The 21,587-nt window shown below is 39.0% G+C and carries 22 protein-coding genes; all 22 read left to right on the top strand.

Features of this window, described 5'->3' with window-relative positions:
* Positions 1-8: 8 nt before the first annotated feature.
* The 22 genes from der to ACIQLB_RS01170 all read left to right on the top strand — a co-directional run bounded on the left by der (position 9) and on the right by ACIQLB_RS01170 (position 21,541).
* Positions 9-1,319 (top strand): ribosome biogenesis GTPase Der, encoded by a 1,311-nt coding sequence (der, locus tag ACIQLB_RS01275; protein WP_400719972.1) that lies wholly within the window; start codon positions 9-11, stop codon positions 1,317-1,319.
* Positions 1,320-1,514: 195 nt separating this feature from the next.
* Positions 1,515-2,531 (top strand): NAD(P)H-dependent glycerol-3-phosphate dehydrogenase, encoded by a 1,017-nt coding sequence (locus ACIQLB_RS01270; RefSeq protein WP_400719970.1) that lies wholly within the window; start codon positions 1,515-1,517, stop codon positions 2,529-2,531.
* Positions 2,532-3,105: 574 nt separating this feature from the next.
* The gene (locus ACIQLB_RS01265) at positions 3,106-3,318 is read left to right on the top strand and encodes a DUF2768 domain-containing protein (RefSeq protein WP_387080816.1); all 213 of its coding nucleotides are present in this window, start codon (positions 3,106-3,108) and stop codon (positions 3,316-3,318) included.
* A gap of 22 nt (positions 3,319-3,340) precedes the next feature.
* Complete coding sequence (locus ACIQLB_RS01260) at positions 3,341-4,132, top strand: hypothetical protein (RefSeq protein ID WP_400719968.1); 792 nt, start codon at positions 3,341-3,343, stop codon at positions 4,130-4,132.
* Between the two features lie 91 nt (positions 4,133-4,223).
* Positions 4,224-5,702, top strand: a complete 1,479-nt coding sequence (spoIVA, locus tag ACIQLB_RS01255; protein ID WP_400719966.1) for a stage IV sporulation protein A — start codon at positions 4,224-4,226, stop codon at positions 5,700-5,702.
* A 199-nt stretch (positions 5,703-5,901) separates the two neighbouring features.
* On the top strand, positions 5,902-6,174 hold the full coding sequence (locus tag ACIQLB_RS01250; protein WP_004232618.1) for an HU family DNA-binding protein: 273 nt from the start codon (positions 5,902-5,904) through the stop codon (positions 6,172-6,174).
* A 457-nt stretch (positions 6,175-6,631) separates the two neighbouring features.
* Complete coding sequence (folE, locus tag ACIQLB_RS01245; protein WP_053482582.1) at positions 6,632-7,201, top strand: GTP cyclohydrolase I FolE; 570 nt, start codon at positions 6,632-6,634, stop codon at positions 7,199-7,201.
* A gap of 64 nt (positions 7,202-7,265) precedes the next feature.
* Positions 7,266-7,484, top strand: a complete 219-nt coding sequence (gene mtrB / locus ACIQLB_RS01240) for a trp RNA-binding attenuation protein MtrB (protein WP_049666799.1) — start codon at positions 7,266-7,268, stop codon at positions 7,482-7,484.
* Positions 7,485-7,771: 287 nt separating this feature from the next.
* Positions 7,772-8,539 (top strand): heptaprenyl diphosphate synthase component 1, encoded by a 768-nt coding sequence (locus ACIQLB_RS01235; RefSeq protein WP_400719960.1) that lies wholly within the window; start codon positions 7,772-7,774, stop codon positions 8,537-8,539.
* A gap of 15 nt (positions 8,540-8,554) precedes the next feature.
* A complete protein-coding gene (locus tag ACIQLB_RS01230) occupies positions 8,555-9,259 on the top strand; it encodes a demethylmenaquinone methyltransferase (protein ID WP_400719958.1) in 705 nt (234 codons plus the stop codon).
* 19 nt (positions 9,260-9,278) lie between these two features.
* Positions 9,279-10,253, top strand: a complete 975-nt coding sequence (gene hepT, locus ACIQLB_RS01225; RefSeq protein WP_400719956.1) for a heptaprenyl diphosphate synthase component II — start codon at positions 9,279-9,281, stop codon at positions 10,251-10,253.
* 86 nt (positions 10,254-10,339) lie between these two features.
* Positions 10,340-10,756: a nucleoside-diphosphate kinase gene (gene ndk / locus ACIQLB_RS01220; protein WP_053482577.1), complete on the top strand. Its 417-nt coding sequence runs from the start codon at positions 10,340-10,342 to the stop codon at positions 10,754-10,756.
* A 310-nt stretch (positions 10,757-11,066) separates the two neighbouring features.
* Positions 11,067-12,215 carry a thiolase family protein gene (locus ACIQLB_RS01215; RefSeq protein WP_400719954.1) on the top strand — a complete coding sequence of 383 codons (1,149 nt, stop codon included), beginning with the start codon at positions 11,067-11,069 and terminating at the stop codon, positions 12,213-12,215.
* A 15-nt stretch (positions 12,216-12,230) separates the two neighbouring features.
* Complete coding sequence (locus ACIQLB_RS01210) at positions 12,231-12,992, top strand: 3-hydroxyacyl-CoA dehydrogenase (protein WP_400719952.1); 762 nt, start codon at positions 12,231-12,233, stop codon at positions 12,990-12,992.
* A gap of 221 nt (positions 12,993-13,213) precedes the next feature.
* The gene (locus tag ACIQLB_RS01205) at positions 13,214-14,839 is read left to right on the top strand and encodes a long-chain fatty acid--CoA ligase (RefSeq protein ID WP_400719950.1); all 1,626 of its coding nucleotides are present in this window, start codon (positions 13,214-13,216) and stop codon (positions 14,837-14,839) included.
* A 317-nt stretch (positions 14,840-15,156) separates the two neighbouring features.
* Positions 15,157-15,387, top strand: coding sequence for a hypothetical protein (locus tag ACIQLB_RS01200; protein WP_400719948.1), 231 nt, complete (start codon positions 15,157-15,159; stop codon positions 15,385-15,387).
* An 84-nt stretch (positions 15,388-15,471) separates the two neighbouring features.
* Entirely contained in the window at positions 15,472-16,242 is a 771-nt protein-coding gene (locus ACIQLB_RS01195; RefSeq protein WP_400719946.1) for a CheR family methyltransferase, read from the top strand.
* A 446-nt stretch (positions 16,243-16,688) separates the two neighbouring features.
* Positions 16,689-17,870 (top strand): chorismate synthase, encoded by a 1,182-nt coding sequence (aroC, locus tag ACIQLB_RS01190; protein WP_400719944.1) that lies wholly within the window; start codon positions 16,689-16,691, stop codon positions 17,868-17,870.
* Position 17,871: 1 nt separating this feature from the next.
* Entirely contained in the window at positions 17,872-18,963 is a 1,092-nt protein-coding gene (gene aroB / locus ACIQLB_RS01185) for a 3-dehydroquinate synthase (RefSeq protein ID WP_400719942.1), read from the top strand.
* Entirely contained in the window at positions 18,960-19,328 is a 369-nt protein-coding gene (aroH, locus tag ACIQLB_RS01180; RefSeq protein WP_400719940.1) for a chorismate mutase, read from the top strand. The genes aroB and aroH overlap by 4 nt, the downstream gene beginning before the upstream one ends.
* Positions 19,329-19,346: 18 nt before the next feature.
* Complete coding sequence (gene hisC, locus ACIQLB_RS01175) at positions 19,347-20,447, top strand: histidinol-phosphate transaminase (RefSeq protein ID WP_400719938.1); 1,101 nt, start codon at positions 19,347-19,349, stop codon at positions 20,445-20,447.
* Positions 20,444-21,541 (top strand): prephenate dehydrogenase, encoded by a 1,098-nt coding sequence (locus ACIQLB_RS01170; protein WP_400719936.1) that lies wholly within the window; start codon positions 20,444-20,446, stop codon positions 21,539-21,541. The genes hisC and ACIQLB_RS01170 overlap by 4 nt, the downstream gene beginning before the upstream one ends.
* The last annotated feature ends 46 nt before the right edge of the window (positions 21,542-21,587 follow it).

The following is a 21,587-nucleotide window of genomic DNA, read 5'->3' as shown; positions in this document are numbered from 1 at the left end:
AAGTACAGATGACGAAACCAGTAGTAGCCATCGTAGGTCGTCCGAACGTAGGTAAGTCGACGATTTTTAATCGTATCGTTGGAGAACGTGTCTCGATTGTGGAAGATATTCCAGGCGTTACACGCGACCGTATTTATAGTTCGGCAGAGTGGTTAACACATGATTTTAATATTATTGATACAGGTGGTATTGAGATTGGAGACGAGCCGTTTTTAGAGCAAATTCGTCAACAAGCAGAAATTGCCATTGATGAAGCAGACGTTATAATCTTTATGACAAATGGTCGTGAAGGTGTAACAGCTGCTGATGAGCAAGTTGCTAAAATTTTATACAAAACAAAAAAACCGGTCGTTTTAGCAGTGAATAAAATTGATAACCCGGATATGCGCGAGATGATTTATGATTTCTATGCGCTTGGCTTTGGCGAGCCTTGGCCAATTTCTGGTTCTCACGGCTTAGGCTTAGGGGATTTATTGGATGAATGTGCAGAACATTTCCCTAAGGAAGATGAAGAACAATATGGAGACGAGGTTATTAAATTCTCGTTAATTGGTCGACCAAATGTAGGGAAATCTTCATTAGTAAATGCATTTTTAGGCCAAGACCGCGTTATTGTGAGTAATATCGCGGGTACTACTCGAGATGCTATTGACACGCCTTATGAGTATGATGATCAGGAATATGTCATTATAGATACTGCAGGTATGCGTAAAAAAGGGAAAGTATACGAAACGACAGAGAAGTATTCTGTGTTACGTGCGTTACGTGCAATTGAACGCTCTGATGTTGTTTTAGTTGTTCTAAATGCAGAAGAAGGCATTCAAGAACAAGATAAAAAAATTGCAGGCTATGCGCATGAAGCTGGAAAAGCTATTGTCATCGTTGTTAATAAATGGGATGCTATTGAAAAAGACGAAAAAACAATGAACGTCTTTACACAGCAAATTCGTGAGCATTTCTTATTCTTAGACTATGCTCCAATTATTTTTGTATCAGCCAATACAAAGCAGCGTGTACATCAAATTTTACCGATTATACAACGTGTAAGTGAAAACCATGCAATGCGTATTCAATCATCTATCCTTAATGAAGTGATTGAGGATGCAGTGGCACGCAACCCAGCACCAACTGATAAAGGCCGCCGTCTTCGCATCTACTATGCTACCCAAGTTGCGATACAGCCACCTACTTTTGTGGTGTTTGTTAATGAGCCAGAGCTAATGCATTTCTCTTATGAACGATTTTTAGAAAATCGTATTCGAGAAACATTTGATTTTGAAGGAACGCCAATTCGTTTAATTACCCGTGCTCGTGCTTAGGAAAAATATACACATACAATACGCCAACCCGACAATTATTGTTGGGTGGCGTCTTTTTACAAGAGAGGAAAGAATAATTTTTCTAATGTCTACTAATAAGATTGCTTTGAAAGCTTTACTGTTATAAGCCTTTCTCTAGCATTTTTTGTAACTAATATGAGTGAATTGTCTTTTCTAAACAAGGGAGGTTTTTGAATGGAAAAAGTTTGTGTGTTAGGGGCAGGCTCATGGGGTTCAGCGCTTGCGATGGTGCTTGCAGAAAACGGGCATGATACACTTCTATGGACTCATCGAACAGATCAAGCTGAAGAAATTAACAACCTACATACAAATAGGAAGTATTTACCTGAAACGGTGCTACCTACAAATTTGTATGCGACTAGCGATATTGCTAAGGCAGTTGCTCATTCAGAGACAATTGTCGTAGCAGTGCCTACTAAGGCTATTCGAGAAGTATGTGAAAAAATGATCGCAACACTCGATAAAAAAGTACTGTTTGTTCATGTATCGAAGGGAATTGAACCAGATACGTTAAAACGAATTTCAGAAATTTTAGTAGAAAGTTTACCACCTGAATTTGTGGAAGAAGTTGTTGTACTTTCAGGTCCAAGTCATGCAGAGGAAGTTGTCTTACACCACCCGACAACTGTTACAGCAGCTTGTGCAAACATTGAAGCTGCAGAAAAAGTGCAGGATTTATTTATGAACCAATTTTTCCGTGTCTACACAAACAAAGATGTGATAGGCGTAGAAATAGGTGGCGCATTAAAAAATGTAATCGCATTAGCTGCGGGTATTTCAGACGGCTTAAATTATGGTGATAATGCCAAAGCTGCACTTATTACTCGAGGGTTGGCTGAAATTTCACGTTTAGGTGTTAAAATGGGGGGGAATCCATTTACATTCTCAGGACTTACAGGCATGGGGGACTTAATTGTCACATGTACAAGTGTGCACTCTCGTAATTGGCGCGCAGGTAATTTACTGGGGCAAGGAATGAAACTGCCAGAGGTACTCGATCAAATGGGCATGGTTGTTGAGGGGGTACGCACAACAAAAGCTGCCTATCAACTAGCAGAGAAACATGACGTTGCTATGCCAATAACAACTGAGCTTTATAGTGTTCTATTTAGTAATATAGAACCGAAAATAGCGGTTGATGCATTAATGATGCGTATGAAAAAACGAGAAATCGATGACATGATGTACTAAAAATATGTAATAAGGAAAAAATAGGTTATCATTGACCGGTAAAAGGATTTTTTCTGTTGATAGTATATGCCCATTTTATATGATTGTAGCGAAAATTAACGTATTCCAATTAATGTAAGTGGGTGGAAATGGTTCATCATAATACCTGATCTATTAATAAGGTTTGTCATAAAATGGACATAAATAGGGTGTCTCAGAATATAACTGAGACGCCTTATTGTGTGTTTTTAGTTGAATAATCAATAACCTTACAAAGGTTGTCCATAACTTCTTTCAGCAGAAGTCTCCTACCTCTATAGATGGTGAGATGAAGCGGTTTTAAGCTACTTTTTCAGTTGGTGTCCAAACACCAACTGAAATAAAGGAACTCAGTCTAAGAACGCCACGTCCTGTGGCAACGACTGAGTGACCAACTTCGTGTTGGCCTAAAGCCTCCGGCGGATGTCACGGAATTATGTCGAGGCATAATTGATTTGATTGATAGAGTTATGGACAACTATTTCTTTTTAGCGAAAGCGCATAGTATAATATACTTTGATTGTTTTGTGACGTTGTAGAAAGGTGGTTGTCTTAAATGGGTCCGTTAGCACATTTGCCCTCGCTTGATGTAATGTGGGTATCATTTTATTGTATCGGCTTTATGATTATATCTGTTGGTTTAATTTACTTAGCTCGTAATAAGGTTTCGAACGTTTTTTTACGTACAATCGTAAATTTAATTGCATACATACTGTTTGGGCTAGGCACATTTTTAATGGTACTGATTGTAGCCACATGGCCGGCATAAAAATTGATGAGGTGGAAGTGACATGAAAAAACTAAGTGCTTTTCTTTTTGTAATAGTAACCGCTGTACTTCTAGTAGGTTGTGCATATCCAGAAGATGAAAAAATGGCAAAATTAGTGCCTGATGCTGACCAATTAGCTGCGGTTCAGCGTGCGGTAAATGAATATCGTGAAGCAACTGGTGGACTAGTTCCAATTAAAAATAGCGAGCTAGATACAGATATATATATAAAATATTTAATTGATTTTGAAAAATTAATGCCTAAATATCTTGCACAAATACCAGGGAACGCCTATGAAAAGGGTGGGATTTTCCAGTATATTATTTGGGATCCTGAGAATGAAGCTAAAGTAAAATTGGTAGATTTAAATGCTGCAGAGCGAATTCGTGAAATTAATATCCACAAACTTTCTACCCAATATTTACCGATAAAGGGTGCAACTTCAGATAATGTATATCAAATTAACTTTGAAGAATTGGGTTATAAAACAGATGTAACTGTGAAAAGCCCCTATTCTGGTACCGAATTACCAATATTTATGACAGGCGATGGCGAAATGCATGTCGACTATTCAATCGATTTAGGTCAACTACTAAAAGAAGACAAACCTGATGTGAAGCCAGGAGATGATATTCGTCAGCTACTTGTCGATAAATATCCAGTAGTACCAGCTTATTCTATACCATATACAGTTGATGAAAAAGGTGAGCCAATTTATTTTATGGACGCCTATAATAGTGATGCAAAAAAAGCTAGAGAAAAAGCTAGAGAAAAAGCAATTCAAGAGTCTGAATCCAAAACTAAAAAAGATTAGACAATAAGCTCCTTACATTTGTGAGGAGCTTTTCATATTTATCTAGCTGCTCGCATATAGTGAAAAAGCGTAGATAAAGGAGGCAGAAACCTTGAGTGAAGCAGTATTTAGAGAAATTGCAGAGCGCACAAATGGCGATGTTTATATTGGTGTTGTCGGTCCAGTACGTGTAGGTAAATCAACATTTGTAAAAAAGGTTATGGAAGCGGTCGTGTTACCAAATATCGTGGATGATACAGAAAGAATGCGTGCACAAGATGAGTTGCCACAAAGTTCGCCGGGGCCAGTCATTATGACTGCTGAGCCGAAGTTTGTGCCTGCCCAAGCGACACGTATTGCGGTCGGTGATGATGAAATGACGTTCCAAATTCGTTTAGCAGATTGCGTTGGTTATATCATTGAAGGGACAAAGGGCTATGAGGATGAAAATGGGCCAAAATATGTGCATACACCTTGGCATACAGAGCCTATCCCTTTCCAAGAAGCGGCGAAAATAGGCACGGATAAAGTTATTCGTGACCATGCTAATATTGGAATTGTTGTAACAACAGATGGCACGGTAAATGGCATAAGTCGTCGTGCGGCAGAGAAGGCTGAAGAGGAAATTGTAGAGCAATTAGTGGATATTGGAAAACCTTTTGTTGTTGTATTAAATTGCCAAATGCCAGCACGGGAGGAAACGGTACAGCTTCGAAATGAGCTATTTGAGCGCTATAATGTTCCAGTAATTGCTACTTCAATTGATCAAATGCGCGCATCTGATATTCAGTATATTTTGCAAGAAGCATTATTTGAATTTCCAATTCGAACAATTGAGGTGGAAAAACCAGATTGGTTAGATGTTTTAGATGCATCACACCCATTGAATGTTGCATTAATTGATTCGATGGAAGAAGTGTTGTCATCTGTTATGAAAATTAGGGATGTACAGCAGGCGTCAGATGCCTTTAAAGCCATTGATTTTATTGACCAAAGTGAAGTAGTACATGTGGATGCTGGTGTTGGGACCGCGGTCATTCGAGTGTCATTACAAAGCGAGCTCTATAAGTCGGTTTGCAATGAATGGCTAGATGAGCCAATTGAGACGAAGCGAGATTGGTTACTCTTTATTAAAGAGGCAGCAGAAGCAAAAGAGGCGCAAAAACGCTTTAAAAATGCTATTAGTCAAGCAGATTCGACTGGTTATGGTGTAACATTGCCGATGATGCAGGAGTTTGAGCCAACAGCACCAGAGCTCATTAAACAAAATAATTTTTATGGTGTGCGTATGAAGGCAAAAGCGCCATCATATCATATCATTCGTGTAGATATGGAATCAGAATTTGCGCCACTAATTGGCTCTGAATTCCATAGTCAACAATTGCTTAAGGATTTAAATCATGCTTATTTGCATGATCGTGACGCTTTATGGAACACACAGCTTTTTGGAACCCCGCTACATGAAGTGTTAAAAGAAGGAATACGCTATAAAATGGATGCAGTTCCATCTACGGCCAAAAAACGGATGCGTCAAACAATTGAACGTATGGTGAACGAAGGTGATAGAGGATTAGTTACATTTATTTTGTAGTGAAAAAGTGAAAAATAAAGCGCAAAAAATTATCACAGGGCTCTTCGTTCTTATGCGAAAAGTCCTGTTATTTTTGTTTTTTGGGTGAAAAACGTATTTTTTGGTTATAATCATGAATGAATACAGTTGCGTAGCGGTTTTCTATGTGTTAATCTTTTTACAGAATTGGTTCATGACCCTTTGAGAGGAGGTGAATGGTGTGAATAAAACAGAATTAGTAAACTCTGTTGCTGAAGCTGCAGGTCTTTCTAAAAAAGACGCTTCTAAAGCAGTTGAAGCTGTATTTGATACAATTCAAGATGCTCTTGCAAAGGGTGACAAAGTACAATTAATTGGTTTTGGTAACTTTGAAGTACGTGAACGTGCGGCTCGTAAAGGTCGTAACCCACAAACTGGTAAAGAAATCGAAATCGCTGCTAGCAAGGTACCTGCTTTCAAACCAGGTAAAGCGCTTAAAGATGCTGTAAAATAATACACGTCTAGTAGTTACATAGGGCAGTCTTCATGTAAACGAACATGGAGGCTGCTCTTTTTAACTTCTTACAGCGAATCTGGACACAATTATGCCGAAGTATAATTGATCTTCACTACGAAAAGTTGGGCACATAGTTAAATAAGATAATGGTACATAGAAAGATGCAATAAACATAAGTGTATGCAACGTAGATAGCATATGAACAATTGAGGTCTATCACTAAAAGTTGGGCCACAGGAGAGCGCCCAGTCGGAACGGAAATCAACCGCACGTTATGATGGTGAGTCAAAATTTATAAAATATGCTCCAAATTAGAAAGCATTAAGTAGCTATTTTGCTCATATAGAGTTGAATTTCTTTTGAATCAAGTAAGTCGTTTTGCGCTTACCTTTTGGATATGCTACGATGCTTAAGGAAATGTGTAATGTATTGATACGCAGGAGGGTTTTTACGGATGTCGAATGTTGATTTATTGAAAATAGAAGAAGCAGTAAAAATGATTTTAGAGGCGGTAGGCGAAGATGTAAATCGTGAAGGTTTACTCGATACACCGAAACGTGTAGCCAAAATGTATGCGGAAATGTTTAGTGGCTTACATGAAGACGCAAAAGATTATTTTAAAACAGTGTTTCATGAAGACCATGAGGAATTAGTACTTGTAAAGGACATTCCATTTTATTCGATGTGTGAGCATCATTTAGTTCCTTTTTATGGAAAAGCTCATGTCGCATACATACCAAATGATGGCGTTGTTGCTGGACTAAGTAAATTAGGACGTGCAGTAGAAACCATTGCTCGTCGTCCACAATTACAAGAACGCATTACTTCTTCAGTGGCAGAGACAATTATGGAAATGCTCTCTCCGAAAGGTGTTTATGTAGTGATAGAGGCGGAGCATATGTGCATGACTATGCGAGGACTTAAGAAGCCAGGATCTAAAACTGTGACATCGGTTGCACGTGGCATTTACGAAGAAGATGAAGTAAAACGTAGAGAAGTTTTATCATTTATTCAAATGTCTTAAATTGCATGTCTAATTGTGTTATGATGGACTAAGAATTTGTCGGATTTAAGGGAGTGTACAGACAATGGCGCAAGATTATATTGTTATTCAAGCAGAGGAAGATGGCGTGCATGTAATCGGTTTAACACGAGGTACAGATACAAAGTTCCATCATTCTGAAAAATTAGATGCAGGCGAAGTTATGATTGCTCAATTTACCGAACATACATCAGCCATGAAAATTCGTGGGAAAGCACAGATTCATACAGCTCATGGTGTTATAAATAGCGAAGCTAAAAAGTAATAGAGAGAAATATCATTCAGAAGTGCATTATGAATGGTTTCGTGTCTATACAATTTAGTGATGGCACATATAAATCGACTAGATGTGTAAAACTTAGTAATGTTTTCGCTCCGATTTTAAAGGCAGTGGATTTCTTCCGTTTTTAACGGGGAAACTCTTCTGCCTATCATGTTGAATAAAGCAAAAATTTTTTATTCCGAATCGTCGCGTATGCTATAATGACTCAGTAAGCAAGCGTTAGGTTATGAAGTGACTAACATATTTGAAAGTGAAATGGAGTAAGGTCTATGAATGCAACATACATTCAAAATTCAATTGCACAATTAAAAACAGAGATTTTCATGGATGTTCGTCATAGAACTTTGCAAAAATACACAGGATTGCCTGTGCTCGATGAAAATCAATTATTTTACATGTTAGTTCCCTTTTTGAATGGGGAAAAGTGGCAACAAGAGGAAAGAGAAGCTGCAATCACTGTTGGAATTGTGTACGCAGCCTTAGCGGCGCACGATCATATTAAAGAATTAGATGCCACATCAAAAGAACAGCAGCTAACCGTTTTAGCTGGAGACTTTTATAGTGGCCGTTATTATGAGATTTTAGCGATGTCGGGAAATGTCGCATTGATTCGAAATTTGTCACAAGGAATTGTGGCACGCTGTGAACACCAAATTAAAGTATATGAGGCAGAAAAACGATCAATCGAACAATGGTTTGCCTCAATAGCTAACATTGAATCAGGATTAATCTCAAAGTTTTTTGAGCTATATACATTTAGTGATTATATTCCAATTATGGAGAAGAGCTTATTAGTCTTGCGTTTAGAAAGAGAATTGGCGACATATCAAAGTGGGCAAGTATCTTTAATGAGTAAGGTTCTTGAAGAAAGTGCAAGATCTGCTGGAGCCACCTATGGCAACGTCATACAGGACAAAATTGTGCAATTAAAAACAGAGCTGTTACAGGTGATAGAAGATGCATCGTTTTTACAAAGTGATGTTAAACAGGCTTTACAAGCACGTGTAGAGGCATCCATTGCTTCTACTAATGGATAAGAGGGGTTTTTCAAAATGGCTAAAACGAAAGAAGAACACGTGCACGAAGTATTTGAAAGTATTTCGGAAAACTATGACAAAATGAATGGTGTTATTAGTTTCCAGATGCATGTTGGCTGGCGCAATGATACGATGAAGCACATGGCAGTAAAACCTGGAGCGAAGGCACTAGATGTTTGCTGTGGTACAGCAGATTGGACAATTGCATTAGCCGAGACAGTTGGTGAAGACGGAGAAGTAAAAGGGCTAGACTTCAGTAAAAACATGCTGAAGGTTGGCGAGGAAAAGGTAAAGCCATACCCACAAATTGAACTAATACATGGAAATGCTATGGAGTTACCTTTCCCAGACAATACTTTTGATTATGCAACAATTGGTTTTGGGCTTCGCAATGTACCAGATTATTTACAAGTTTTAAAGGAAATGAATCGTGTTGTAAAACCAGGGGGAATGGTTGTTTGTTTAGAAACATCTCAATCAGAAATTCCAGGCTATCGACAACTATTCCGTATTTATTTTAAATATATAATGCCGATATTTGGTAAAATATTTGCGAAAAGTTATAAAGAATATTCTTGGCTACAGGAATCAGCAAATGATTTCCCAGGTATGAAGAAGTTAGCGGCATTGTTTGAGCAGGCAGGTTTAGAAAAAGTAACGTATAAAGCATACAGTGGCGGTGCTGCGGCAATGCATATGGGCTTTAAAAAAGTACGTTAATGGGGGAAGGTTTTCACACGTGGAAAAGATGAAGTTAAAACTACTCTATTCCGATTTGAAATCAGATATCGAGATCATTGAAAAAGAATTAGAAAAAGCAGTGAACTCTTCTTCATGTTTGATCAATGATGCTTCTCTCCATTTATTGCAAGCTGGTGGCAAACGGATTCGACCAATTTTTGTGTTGCTTGGCGCGAAATTTGGCGAATATGATATCGAAAAGATGAAGGATGTAGCCGTACCAGTAGAGCTTATTCATATGGCATCACTTGTGCATGATGATGTAATTGATGATTCCAATATGCGAAGAGGACGCCCGACGGTCAAATCACAATGGAATAATAGAGTTGCAATGTACACGGGCGATTTTATTTTTGCGCGTGCACTTGAATATATTACAAAACTTGAAGACCCATTAGTTCATCAAATTTTAGCGCGTACAATGGTGGAAATTTGTAACGGTGAAGTCATTCAAATCGAAGATAAATTTAGATTAGATCAAGGATTAAAGGATTATTTTAGACGAATCAAACGAAAAACGGCATTACTGATTTCTTCTAGTTGTGAACTTGGTGCAGTAGCAGCAGGTGTCGATCCCAAAACAGTGAGACATTTGAAACGTTTCGGTTATTTTGTGGGCATGAGCTTCCAAATTATCGATGATGTTTTAGATATTATGGCAACTGATAAAGAATTAGGGAAGCCAGCAGGTAGTGATTTATTGCAGGGCAATATCACGTTACCGATTCTATTGTTAAAAGATGATCCTGTGATGCAACCTTATTTGGTAAAAGTATTTGCAGGTACGTTAACAGAAGTAGAACGTCAAAATATGCTGCAGTATGTGCGTAAATCTGACGCGATTGAGCAAGCTAATAAAATGAGTGATAAATATTTGAAAAAGGCATTACAGGAAATAGATGCATTACCAAAACATCCTGTCAAGAAAAAACTACGTGATGTCGCTTTGTTTATGGGTAAGCGTAAATTCTAGCTTTTTGTTGTACAAAGGCTCATTTTTTGTTAATATTTATCGGTAGGTGTAAAACCTGTTATACGAATTTAAGGAGTGTTTTAAACATGGCAATCGAACAAACTTTTTTAATGGTTAAGCCTGACGGCGTAGAACGTCAAGTAGTAGGAGATATCGTAGATCGTTTTGAACGTCGCGGTTTTGTATTGAAAGGTGCTAAATTAATGGTAATTCCTACAGAATTAGCAGAAAAGCACTATGCAGAGCATGCTGAGCGTCCATTCTTTGGTGAATTAGTTGATTTCATCACTTCTGGTCCTGTATTCGCTATGGTATGGGAAGGCGAAAACGTAATTAAGCTTGCTCGTACAATGATGGGAGCAACTAAACCTGAAGAATCTAACCCAGGTACTATCCGTGGTGACTATGCAACAACTGTTTCTCACAACATCATTCACGGTTCTGATTCACTTGCTTCTGCTGAGCGTGAAATCGGCTTATTCTTCGGTGAAGATTTAGTTTAATTTGCAACTAGAAAAGCAATCTCAATTTAGTTTGAGATTGCTTTTTTTTTGCTCTGAAATGGAGTGACGTATAGCGACAGATAGAACTCAAGAACTAAAAATATACTATTAAAACCTATTAAAACAGTGGATAGAATTTTCTAGATACATATAGAATTGTTAAATACTTCTTAGTCATGTAAAATAAAAGATATAATATTCTGATAATTAAGGCTTTTGAATAGCTTAATATCAAGCATATATTTCATAACATCTAAATACATTGGATGATAGGAAATGTGAGAATTGACAGTGCAAAGGGGATTTTAAAATGAGAGAAGTAGTGATTGTATCAGCTGTTCGTACAGCAGTTGGCAGGAGTAAAGGGGCATTAAGCAATGTTCGTTCAGATGACTTAGCGGCAGATGTTCTGCAAGAAGTGGTGCAACGGGCAGGCATCAACAAGGATCAGGTGGAGGATGTTATTTTTGGCTGTGTGACGCAAACTGCTGAACAAGGAGCAAATATAGCCCGTACTGCTTTGTTAATGGCAGGCTTTCCGGAAAGTGTCCCAGGTGTGACAATCGATCGTCAATGTGGCTCAAGTCAGCAGGCTGTACATTTCGCCGCACAGGCTATTTTAGCAGGCGATATGAACATTGTTATTGCTGGTGGGGTTGAAAGCATGACGAGGGTGTCAATGGGTTCTAACATGAAGGGTGCCCACGCGGGTGCACGATTACAAGACAACTATACAATTATACATCAAGGGTTATCAGCCGAGAAAATAGCGGAAAAATGGAACTTATCAAAAGAACAGCTAAATAACTATGCTTACAATAGTCATAGACGAGCATTAGCTGCAATTGAAGCGGGCCATTTCACAAAGGAAATACTGCCTGTCCAAGTTACGCAAGAAGACGGCGCAGTTACAACGTTTTCTGTTGATGAGGGACCTCGGGCAGAAACGACAGTTGATAAATTAAATGGGCTTAAAACCGTATTCCAGGAAGATGGTGTGATTTCAGCCGGTAATGCAAGTCAAATGAGTGATGGTGCCTCAGCGGTAGTTATAATGTCTTTAGAAAAGGCACAGGAGCTTGGTATCCAACCGCTTGCTAAAATTGTTACAAGAGTTGTTGTTGGCTCAGATCCGACGTTAATGCTAACTGGTCCAATTGAAGCAACTAGACAAGCGCTAGAACGTTCAGGTCTTACGATAGAGGAAATTGATACGTATGAAGTGAATGAGGCTTTTGCGCCAGTACCACTTGTTTGGTTACATGAAATTGGAGCAGATCCAAATAAATTAAATCCAGATGGAGGAGCAATTGCCTTAGGGCATCCATTAGGAGCGTCAGGTACAAAGCTGTTAACAACGATGCTATACAGAATGGAACGGGAAAATTTACGTTATGGCTTACTTGCAATTTGTGAAGGTATGGGAATGGCGAATGCCACTATTATAGAAAAAATGTAAAAGGGGTTGTGTTTGATGAATGAAGTAATAGCGGTTGTAACTGGGGGAGCATCTGGTTTAGGAGAGGCGACTGTTCGTAAAATTGTTGCAGAGGGTGGCAAAGCAGTAATTTTTGATCTTAATGACGAGCGAGGACATGCACTAGTAGAGGAGTTAGGAGAGAATGTCCAATATGCACGTGTTAATGTCACCAAAGAAGCTGATGTAGCGGCTGGGCTTGAGCAAGCAGTAGCAAGATTTGGGTCCATTAATGTCACGGTGAATTGCGCTGGAATTGCTGATGCAAGTAAAGTACTTTCAAAGCGTGGCGTACATGCCCTCGATTTATTCGAAAAGGTAATTTCGGTAAATTTAATTGGTACTTTCAATGTCATTCGCCTAGCAGCTGAGAAGATGCAACATAATGAGCCAAACGAGGATGGTCAGCGTGGCGTTATTATTAATACTGCATCTGTGGCAGCGTTTGATGGGCAAATAGGACAAGCAGCATATAGCGCATCAAAGGGTGGTGTGGCAGCGATGACGTTACCGATTGCCAGGGAGCTTGCTGAAATTGGTGTACGTGTTATGACGATTGCTCCAGGATTAGTAGAAACACCAATGTTTGCATCGTTACCAGAGCCAGCAAGAACAGCGCTTGCCCAAATGACTCCATTCCCTAAACGACTTGGGAAGCCATCAGAATACGCGCTATTAGTCGCAAGTATTATCCAAAATGGTTTATTAAATGGTGAAGTAATCCGCTTGGACGGTGCGATTCGTATGCAGCCGAAGTAGGGATAACTTGAAGGTGCTCGACTCCAGCAAAATAAGCTAGACAAAAATGACCGAAGGCTAAAATCACCTTCCCGTGATTACGCCTTCGTGAAGCTCTGAAGTGAAAAGTGCTTGTCTGCGGATAGCGAGCCGAAAAAGTTAGCGTGTTTCGTATGTAATTATTGGTAGTAGCAGTCAGCCTTGAACGATTCAAAAATTTATGAACAAAGGGGAGCGTTTTTATGCATATGATGGATACACCTTTATTATTAACAAGCTTTTTGGATCGAGCAGAACGATTTTTTTATGCGAAAAAAATATATTCGCGGACAAGTCCTACAACAATTCACGAGTTTACTTATAAAGAATATGTAAAACGAACTCGTAAGCTAGCAGATGCCCTTACAAAGCTGGGAATGGAGCGAGGTATGAAGGTAGGTACCTTTGCTTGGAATCACCATCGCCATTTAGAAGCATATTTTGCAGTACCATGTGCGGGAGCTGTATTGCATATGATTAATATTCGATTAGCACCTGAGCATATTGCTTATGTTATTAATCATGCAGAAGATGAAATATTACTAATTGATGATAACTTAGTACCACTTATTGCACCAATTGTCTCACAGCTTAAATCGGTTAAGCATTTTATCGTAATGGGAGATGCTGTCGAGCTAGAAAACATCCCATTACCGAATGCTCTTTCTTATGAGGCATTACTCGAAGAGGCGAATGATAATTTTAGATTCCCAGATGATTTAGATGAAAATGCACCTGCTGGCATGTGCTACACAAGTGCCACTACAGGAATGCCAAAGGGTGTAGTATATACTCATCGTAGTATTGTCCTCCATACTATGGCAGCAGGAATCTCCGATAGTATTGCAATAGGTGAGGCTGATGTTTTACTACCTGTCGTACCAATGTTTCATGCGAATGCGTGGGGATTTCCGTTCGCTGGTGTATTATTTGGTGCTACACAGGTGCTTCCTGGGCCAATGTTTACACCGCAGCTATTACTTGATTTATTTGAAACATATAAGGTAACGTTGACTGCTGGAGTACCGACAATTTGGCTTGGGGTATTACAGGAGCAACGCAAAAATCCTCGTGATTTGTCTTCGATACGGTTGATTGTATGTGGTGGTTCAGCATCGCCGCTCGGTCTAGTTCGTGGCTTTGAGGAGGAGCTTAAAATTCCTTACATGACGGGCTACGGTATGACCGAGACGTCACCACTTGTTAGCGTATCGACGTATTTAACACATATGCAAGATTATACGTTGGATGAAAAAATGGACGTTCGTATTACGCAGGGAATAACAGTGCCGCTCATTGAGACACGCGTAGTCAATGAAAACGGTGAAGTACCTTGGGATGGCAAAACAATGGGCGAATTGACAATTAAGGGCCCATGGATTGCTGCAGAGTATTATAACGATGAACGAACAAATGAAGCCTTTAAAGATGGCTGGCTCTACACTGGTGATATTGCTGTAGTGACAGTAGATGGTTATATTAAAATTACAGATCGCACAAAAGATTTAATAAAAAGCGGTGGAGAATGGATTTCTTCAGTAGAGCTTGAGAATGCTTTGATGTCACATCCTAAAGTGTTTGAGGCTGCTGTTATAGCCATTCCCCACGAAAAATGGATTGAACGACCTCTAGCGTGTGTTGTACCAAAGCCTGAATGTAAGGATTCCATTACGAAATCAGAGCTACTAGAAGATTTACGATCGCAATTCCATAAAACATGGATTCCTGATGATGTTGTATTTTTAAATGAAATACCGAAAACCTCTGTGGGAAAATTCATGAAGGTAAAATTGCGAGAAGAATTAAAGGATTATCGAGTAGAGGTTTAGGAGAGTAAAAAATTTTGAAGGTGGTGACTAACTACCTTCATTTTTTACGTAAAAAATTGGGGAATATAGGTTCATCCTCATAATATGGGGTTCCGAATGGGCGCTATCATGGGGAGTCCGATGAGCTGCTTGGGCCAAAAAGATGTTATGTCACAAAAGTGTTATAACAGGAGGTGTTGCAACTGATTTAAATGGTTTCGTTTTAACAAATGGTAATGAGAATATTTTAGCTAAATTAATGAAAGAATGAAAAGAAAAATGAAACTATTTTTTCCATTTTGCCGTATAATTATTATTAATGAGAGGATGTGGACGTATTGTCAATTGCATTAGCTGGAATTATTGCAGGAGTAGTTATTTGTTTAGCGGGTATTTTTACAGATACACATACAAAAAAACAAAAAATTAAATTAAAGGCTATAGAGAAGGAAGTAGAGCTAGAGAAGCTCAGATTAGAAACGTATACGATGGAGACAGAGAAATTACGTCTAGAATTAGAGCAATCCAAAGTGTTATTGTTAGAGGAAAAACAAAACTCAACTAAGTAACTTGGATTACATGTGAAAGACTATTTCAGGAATGGCACTTTTCCGCTATAATGGAAATACGTCGCTAGAGGGGAAGAAGACCGCATGTCTGATTATGAACAGTTTATAGAAGGTATAAAGCGCAAGACAGGAATAGATTTAGCGCTATATAAAGAAGCGCAAATGAAAAGACGATTAACATCTCTGTATGAGAAAAAGGGACATCGTAATTTTGTGGACTTTCTAAAGGCACTTGAACAAAATCGTGATTTAATGAATGAGTTTTTAGATCGAATGACGATCAATGTTTCCGAATTTTATCGCAATGGGAAGCGTTGGGAAGTGTTACAAAAAAAAATATTTCCGAAATTACTGCAATCTAATAAGCGTTTAAAAATTTGGAGTGCTGCTTGTTCAACGGGTGAAGAACCTTATTCTTTAGTCATGGTATTATCGCAATTAGTGCCATTATCTCAAATTCAAATCATTGCTACTGATCTAGATGAGAATGTCATTCAAAAGGCGAAATTAGGTGTGTATCCAGAGCGCTCATTAGCTGAAGTGCCGAGTGATATTAAAGCCAAGTATTTTGAGCAAGAAGGTTCTTTTTATAGGGTCAAGGACGAGATTAAACGTTGTGTGACTTTTAAGAAGCATAATTTACTTAATGATCAATACGATTCTAATTATGATTTAATTGTTTGCCGTAATGTTATGATTTATTTTACTGAAGAAGCGAAGGATCAGATTTATACGAATTTTAGTAAAGCATTGCGCAAGGATGGGATTTTATTTGTTGGATCAACAGAGCAAATCTTTAATCCATCTCGTTATGAGTTTGAAGTCGAAGATACATTCTTCTATAGACGAAAATAGTTAATAATATGAGAAAAGCATTCGTACAGTAGACAATATGAATGTCATGTACATATTTATAAAGCTTTAGACATAGATGAATCGTACGCTTTTCGCTTGTTATTAGCAAAAAGCGTATTTTTTATTAGTTATCTCGCAACAACGGGCAGTAAGTCTCCAACCTCAAAATTAGCGGAAGCTTAGGTAGGGGATTAACTGATTGGTGAAGACTAATAATAAGTGGAGATGAAGGACCTATCTTTTTCCAAATAAATCGTTCAGAATATTCTAATTTAAAAAAGTGCACTAAAGCAACTTCAAAAATGATAGAAGTTGCTGGAATGATTCGAAATTTGCAAACGATTAAAACGAGTCTTAAAAGACATTTGCAAAAGGACTGTTTTTTTAGAGAATATATGTTATAGTGAAAAATACATACTTTAGCGAGTTGAAGGGAGAAAGTGTTTATGCGTTACTTAACAGCGGGAGAGTCACATGGACCCCAATTAACAACAATTATTGAGGGCTTACCGTCGCTCTTACCAATTACAGCAGAAAAAATTAACCATGATTTAAAACGTCGTCAAGGAGGACATGGACGAGGTCGCCGTATGCAAATCGAAACAGATACAGTGGAAATAGTCGCTGGTGTTCGTCATGGACAAACACTTGGTTCTCCCGTAGCACTCGTAGTCACAAATGATGACTGGAAGCATTGGACAAAAATTATGGGAGCAGAACAGTTAGCAGAAGATGTGAATCCTGAAGATATTAAGCGTCAAATTTCACGCCCTCGACCAGGACATGCAGATTTAGTTGGAGGTATGAAATACGGACATCGTGATTTACGTAATGTGTTAGAACGTTCTTCAGCGCGTGAGACAACTGTACGTGTTGCAGTAGGTTCTGTTGCAAAAACGCTATTAAATGAACTAGGCATTTCCATTGTGGCACATGTAACAGAAATCGTTGGTATTAAGGCAGACACTTCCTTGATAGATGGACAATCTGCAGATGAAATTCGTGCCATTGTTGAAGCAGATCCTTGCTATTGCGTTGACCCAGAGGCTTCTGCAAAAATGGTAGAGGCAATTGATGAAGCGAAAAAAGCGGGTGACTCAATTGGTGGTGTTGTTGAAGTCATCGTTGAAGGAATGCCAACGGGTGTTGGTTCATATGTTCATTATGATCGTAAGCTAGATGCGAAATTGGCAGCTGCCATGCTATCTATCAATGCATTTAAAGGTGTTGAATTTGGAATTGGGTTTGAAATGGCACGCCGTAAAGGCTCTGAAGTACATGATGAAATCATTTGGTCAGAGGAAGAAGGCTATACACGTGCAACAAATCGACTTGGTGGTTTAGAAGGTGGAATGTCTACTGGAATGCCAATTGTCGTACGTGGTGTAATGAAACCAATTCCTACATTGTATAAACCGTTGCAAAGTGTTGATATTGAAACGAAAGAGCCATTTAAAGCTAGTGTAGAGCGCTCGGATAGCTGTGCAGTACCAGCAGCGTCAGTTGTTGCTGAGCACGTTATTGCCTGGGAAATAGCGAATGCAATATTGGAACAATTCCATAGCGATCAATTACCTCAACTAAAAGCTCAAATCGACGAACACCGTCGCTATACAAAGGGGTTCTAATATGCGAGTACCTGTAGCAACGAAATCGCATCAATATGAGGTTGTCCTTGGTCATGAATTTTTAGCAGGGGCAGTAAAAGCATTTGATGATAAGCTTCAAAAAGTGGATAAGCTCATTGTTTTTACGGATGCTAATGTATGGGCAGCGCAAGGAGATTATTTCAAGGCTAATTTCCCTTATCATTTTGAGGTCTTTGTCTTACCAGGTGGTGAGGCATGTAAAACCTTCGAACAATACAATGCAGCACAAACATTTTTACTTGAACAAAAATGCTCACGTAAATCATTTATTTTTGCGTTTGGTGGGGGTGCAGTAGGTGATTTAACAGGCTTTGTGGCAGCCACTTATATGCGTGGGGTACCGTTTATTCAAATCCCAACGACGATTTTAGCACATGACTCAGCAGTAGGCGGTAAAACAGCTATTAACCATCCACTAGGTAAGAATATGATTGGTGCGTTTTATCAACCTGAGGGAGTTATTTACGATACTGTATTTATCGAAAGTTTACCTGAGCGCGAGATACGTTCAGGAACAGCAGAAGTGATCAAGCATGCGATGATTTCTAATGCAGCGTGGTTAGAAAAATTAATGGCTGCAGAGACAGTTATTCATTTCAACACAGAAGAATTAGCGAAGCAGCTTAGAAAAGGTATTGAAGTGAAGGCGCAAATCGTAGCAGAGGACGAAACCGAGCAATCCGTACGAAAATTTTTAAACTTAGGCCATACTTATGGGCATGCCATTGAAGCGGCCGCTGGTTATGGAAAAGTAGCGCATGGAGAGGCTGTAATGATTGGTCTCGTATATTGTTTATTATTAAGTGAACGATACGGTGAATTAGACCGTAACTTCACTACAGCATTTTTGCAATTTGCAGTGAAGAATGGCTATCCATTTGAAGCTGTGAAAGAATATACCTTTGAACAGTTAACAGAGTATTTAATGAAAGATAAAAAGGCGGAGTATGGTATTTTACAATTTGTATTATTGGAGAAAATTGGTAAACCTTTCATGCAACCAATTGATTTAGCAGAGTGCAGAGAAGTAGATGCCGAATTCCGACAGCTATTAGCGGAGGTGCTTGTATGATTCGTGGACTTAGAGGAGCAATTACAATTGAATCTGACAAGCCAGAGCTTGTATGGGATGAGACAGCAAGATTAGTGCGTGAAGTAGTAGCAGTCAATAATGTGGAAGTAGATGATATTGCTTCTATACTAATATCCACAACACCTGATATTACGTCAGCATTTCCAGCACGTGCAGTACGGTTAATGGACGGGTGGCAATATGTACCTGTCATGTGTACGCATGAAATGGACGTGCCGAACGCATTGCCACTTTGTATTCGTGTATTAATCCATGCGAATGTGGAAGTGGCACAAAAGGATGTAAAACACTTGTATCTCAATGATGCAGTGAAATTAAGACCAGATTTAGTCCAAGCTAAATAAATAGAGGAGATGTTTGAGATGAAATGGAAACAACAATTGGACGGTATGCAAGCATATAAGCCTGGTAAACCAATTGAAGAAGTACAACGTGAATATGGCTTACAAGAAGTCATCAAACTAGCATCTAATGAAAACCCATTTGGGTGCTCACCTAAGGTAACTGCTTATTTACAAAATAATTCAGTAAATCATGCTATCTATCCAGACGGCTATGCGCAAAATTTACGTACAGCTGTTGCAAATCATCTAGGTGTCAAAGAAACACAGCTTCTTTTTGGTAACGGCTCCGACGATATCATTGCAATTATTACTCGTGCATTGTTGTATCCAGGTGTAAACACAGTGATGGCAGACCCATCCTTCTCTCAATACGGGCACAATGCTGAAATAGAAGGCGCAGAGGTACGCAAAGTTCCTTGTATCGAAGGTGCACATGATTTAGAAGCAATGGTAGCGGCAATTGATGATAATACATCGATCGTTTGGGTTTGTAGTCCAAATAATCCAACCGGTGTTGTGATACCTGATGTTGAATTACGTGTATTTTTAGCTAAAGTACCATCTGATGTGCTAGTAGTATTAGATGAAGCATACATCGAATACGTAACGCATCCTGGTCACAAAAATACGCTACCGTTAATTGACGAGTTTCCGAATGTACTATTAATGCGTACATTCTCAAAAGCATATGGTCTTGCGTCTTTCCGAGTTGGTTATGCAATTGGACAACCAGACGTGATTTCTAAACTAGATCCAGTAAGAGCGCCATTTAATAATACAATTTTAAGTCAAGCAGTTGCGACAATCGCTTTAAGTGATCGCGAATATATAAAAGCTTGCCGTGAAGCAAATGAAATAGGTAAAAAACAATATACTGAATTCTGCGAAAAACATAATTTGCAATACTTCCCTTCTGATACGAACTTTATTTTCTTTAATACGAATACTGATAGTGATGTTGTTTTCAATGAGCTAATGAAACGAGGCTTTATAGTCCGTAGTGGAAAAGCGTTAGGATTACCTGGGTTTATCCGCGTGACAATCGGAACAGAGGCTCAAAACGAAGCGTTGCTTGGTCACCTTGAAAACGTCCTAAAAGAGCAAGGAGTTTTTGCATGACACGCAACGTGCTCGTTATTGGGCTTGGCCTAATTGGAGGCTCAATTGCCTTGGCATTGCAAAAGGCACCAGAAACAAAAATTATTGGCTATGATATGGATGCGAAAACACGTGAACATGCGAAAACATTAACTATTGTTCATGATATTGTGTCAGATCCAAAAGAAGTTGCAGCCGACGTGGATGTTATCATTTTTGGCACTCCTGTCAATGCAACACTTGAATGGATGGAACAATTAAAAACATGGCCGTTAAAAAATAAAGTAATCGTAACAGATACAGGCAGTACAAAAAAGAAGATTATGCAAAAGGCTGGGGAACTACGTGAGTTAGGCATTACCTTTATTGGAGGTCACCCAATGGCAGGCTCACATAAAAGCGGTGTTTTAGCTGCAAAGGCTCACCTTTTTGAAAATGCGTATTATATGCTAACACCGCTCGCCGGTGAAGAAATTGTCAATATGGCACAGCTTGAAAGTCTATTAAAATTTACACATGCAAAAGTTGTTAGTGTATCTGCTCGTGAGCATGATCATATGACAGCTGTAGTTAGTCATTTTCCACATGTCGTTGCTGCTTCTCTTGTGCATCAGTTGGGCGGAGAAAATGGGGAGTATCCAATGACACGTTCACTTGCTGCAGGTGGCTTCCGTGATGTAACGCGTATTGCCTCATCCAATCCGATTTTATGGCGAGATATTACATTACAAAATCGAGATGAACTTATTGCACAGCTAGAAGGCTGGGAAAAGGAAATGAGTCGTGTGAAGGAGCTGCTTGTAAATGGTAGCTCGGATGACATTGAAACATATTTTGCGGTTGCCAAAGAGCTAAGAGATGAATTACCGATTAGTGCAGGAGCTATGTTTACATCATTTGACTTATATGTTGACGTTCCTGATTATCCAGGGGTTATTTCTGAGGTGACAGGCTTACTAGCAGACGAAGCGATTAGTATTACGAATTTACGTATCGTAGAGTCACGTGAGGACGTTTTCGGGATTCTTGTTATTAGCTTACAAAGCGAAAGTGACCGTGAACGTGCAGCAGCGTGTATACAGAAGCGTGCTAATTATGAAACATACATTTCATAGGCAGTCTAGGAAATCTTAATAGGAAATGCCTGTTTAAAAGAAAGCG

This window comes from Lysinibacillus sp. NPDC092081 (assembly GCF_044755845.1).
GTDB lineage: Bacteria > Bacillota > Bacilli > Bacillales_A > Planococcaceae > Lysinibacillus.
Note: the sequence above shows the minus strand (reverse complement) of the source record. Positions and strands in the feature narration are given on the sequence as shown.

What these genes read in the sequence shown, in the direction of transcription:
- der (WP_400719972.1), top strand. Translation starts at nt 9, where the DNA reads ATGACGAAACCAGTAGTAGCCATCGTAGGTCGTCCGAACGTAGGTAAG.
- ACIQLB_RS01270 (WP_400719970.1), top strand. Translation starts at nt 1,515, where the DNA reads ATGGAAAAAGTTTGTGTGTTAGGGGCAGGCTCATGGGGTTCAGCGCTT.
- ACIQLB_RS01265 (WP_387080816.1), top strand. Translation starts at nt 3,106, where the DNA reads ATGGGTCCGTTAGCACATTTGCCCTCGCTTGATGTAATGTGGGTATCA.
- ACIQLB_RS01260 (WP_400719968.1), top strand. Translation starts at nt 3,341, where the DNA reads ATGAAAAAACTAAGTGCTTTTCTTTTTGTAATAGTAACCGCTGTACTT.
- folE (WP_053482582.1), top strand. Translation starts at nt 6,632, where the DNA reads ATGTCGAATGTTGATTTATTGAAAATAGAAGAAGCAGTAAAAATGATT.
- mtrB (WP_049666799.1), top strand. Translation starts at nt 7,266, where the DNA reads ATGGCGCAAGATTATATTGTTATTCAAGCAGAGGAAGATGGCGTGCAT.
- ACIQLB_RS01235 (WP_400719960.1), top strand. Translation starts at nt 7,772, where the DNA reads ATGAATGCAACATACATTCAAAATTCAATTGCACAATTAAAAACAGAG.
- ACIQLB_RS01230 (WP_400719958.1), top strand. Translation starts at nt 8,555, where the DNA reads ATGGCTAAAACGAAAGAAGAACACGTGCACGAAGTATTTGAAAGTATT.
- ndk (WP_053482577.1), top strand. Translation starts at nt 10,340, where the DNA reads ATGGCAATCGAACAAACTTTTTTAATGGTTAAGCCTGACGGCGTAGAA.
- ACIQLB_RS01215 (WP_400719954.1), top strand. Translation starts at nt 11,067, where the DNA reads ATGAGAGAAGTAGTGATTGTATCAGCTGTTCGTACAGCAGTTGGCAGG.
- ACIQLB_RS01210 (WP_400719952.1), top strand. Translation starts at nt 12,231, where the DNA reads ATGAATGAAGTAATAGCGGTTGTAACTGGGGGAGCATCTGGTTTAGGA.
- ACIQLB_RS01205 (WP_400719950.1), top strand. Translation starts at nt 13,214, where the DNA reads ATGCATATGATGGATACACCTTTATTATTAACAAGCTTTTTGGATCGA.
- ACIQLB_RS01195 (WP_400719946.1), top strand. Translation starts at nt 15,472, where the DNA reads ATGTCTGATTATGAACAGTTTATAGAAGGTATAAAGCGCAAGACAGGA.
- aroC (WP_400719944.1), top strand. Translation starts at nt 16,689, where the DNA reads ATGCGTTACTTAACAGCGGGAGAGTCACATGGACCCCAATTAACAACA.
- aroB (WP_400719942.1), top strand. Translation starts at nt 17,872, where the DNA reads ATGCGAGTACCTGTAGCAACGAAATCGCATCAATATGAGGTTGTCCTT.
- aroH (WP_400719940.1), top strand. Translation starts at nt 18,960, where the DNA reads ATGATTCGTGGACTTAGAGGAGCAATTACAATTGAATCTGACAAGCCA.
- hisC (WP_400719938.1), top strand. Translation starts at nt 19,347, where the DNA reads ATGAAATGGAAACAACAATTGGACGGTATGCAAGCATATAAGCCTGGT.
- ACIQLB_RS01170 (WP_400719936.1), top strand. Translation starts at nt 20,444, where the DNA reads ATGACACGCAACGTGCTCGTTATTGGGCTTGGCCTAATTGGAGGCTCA.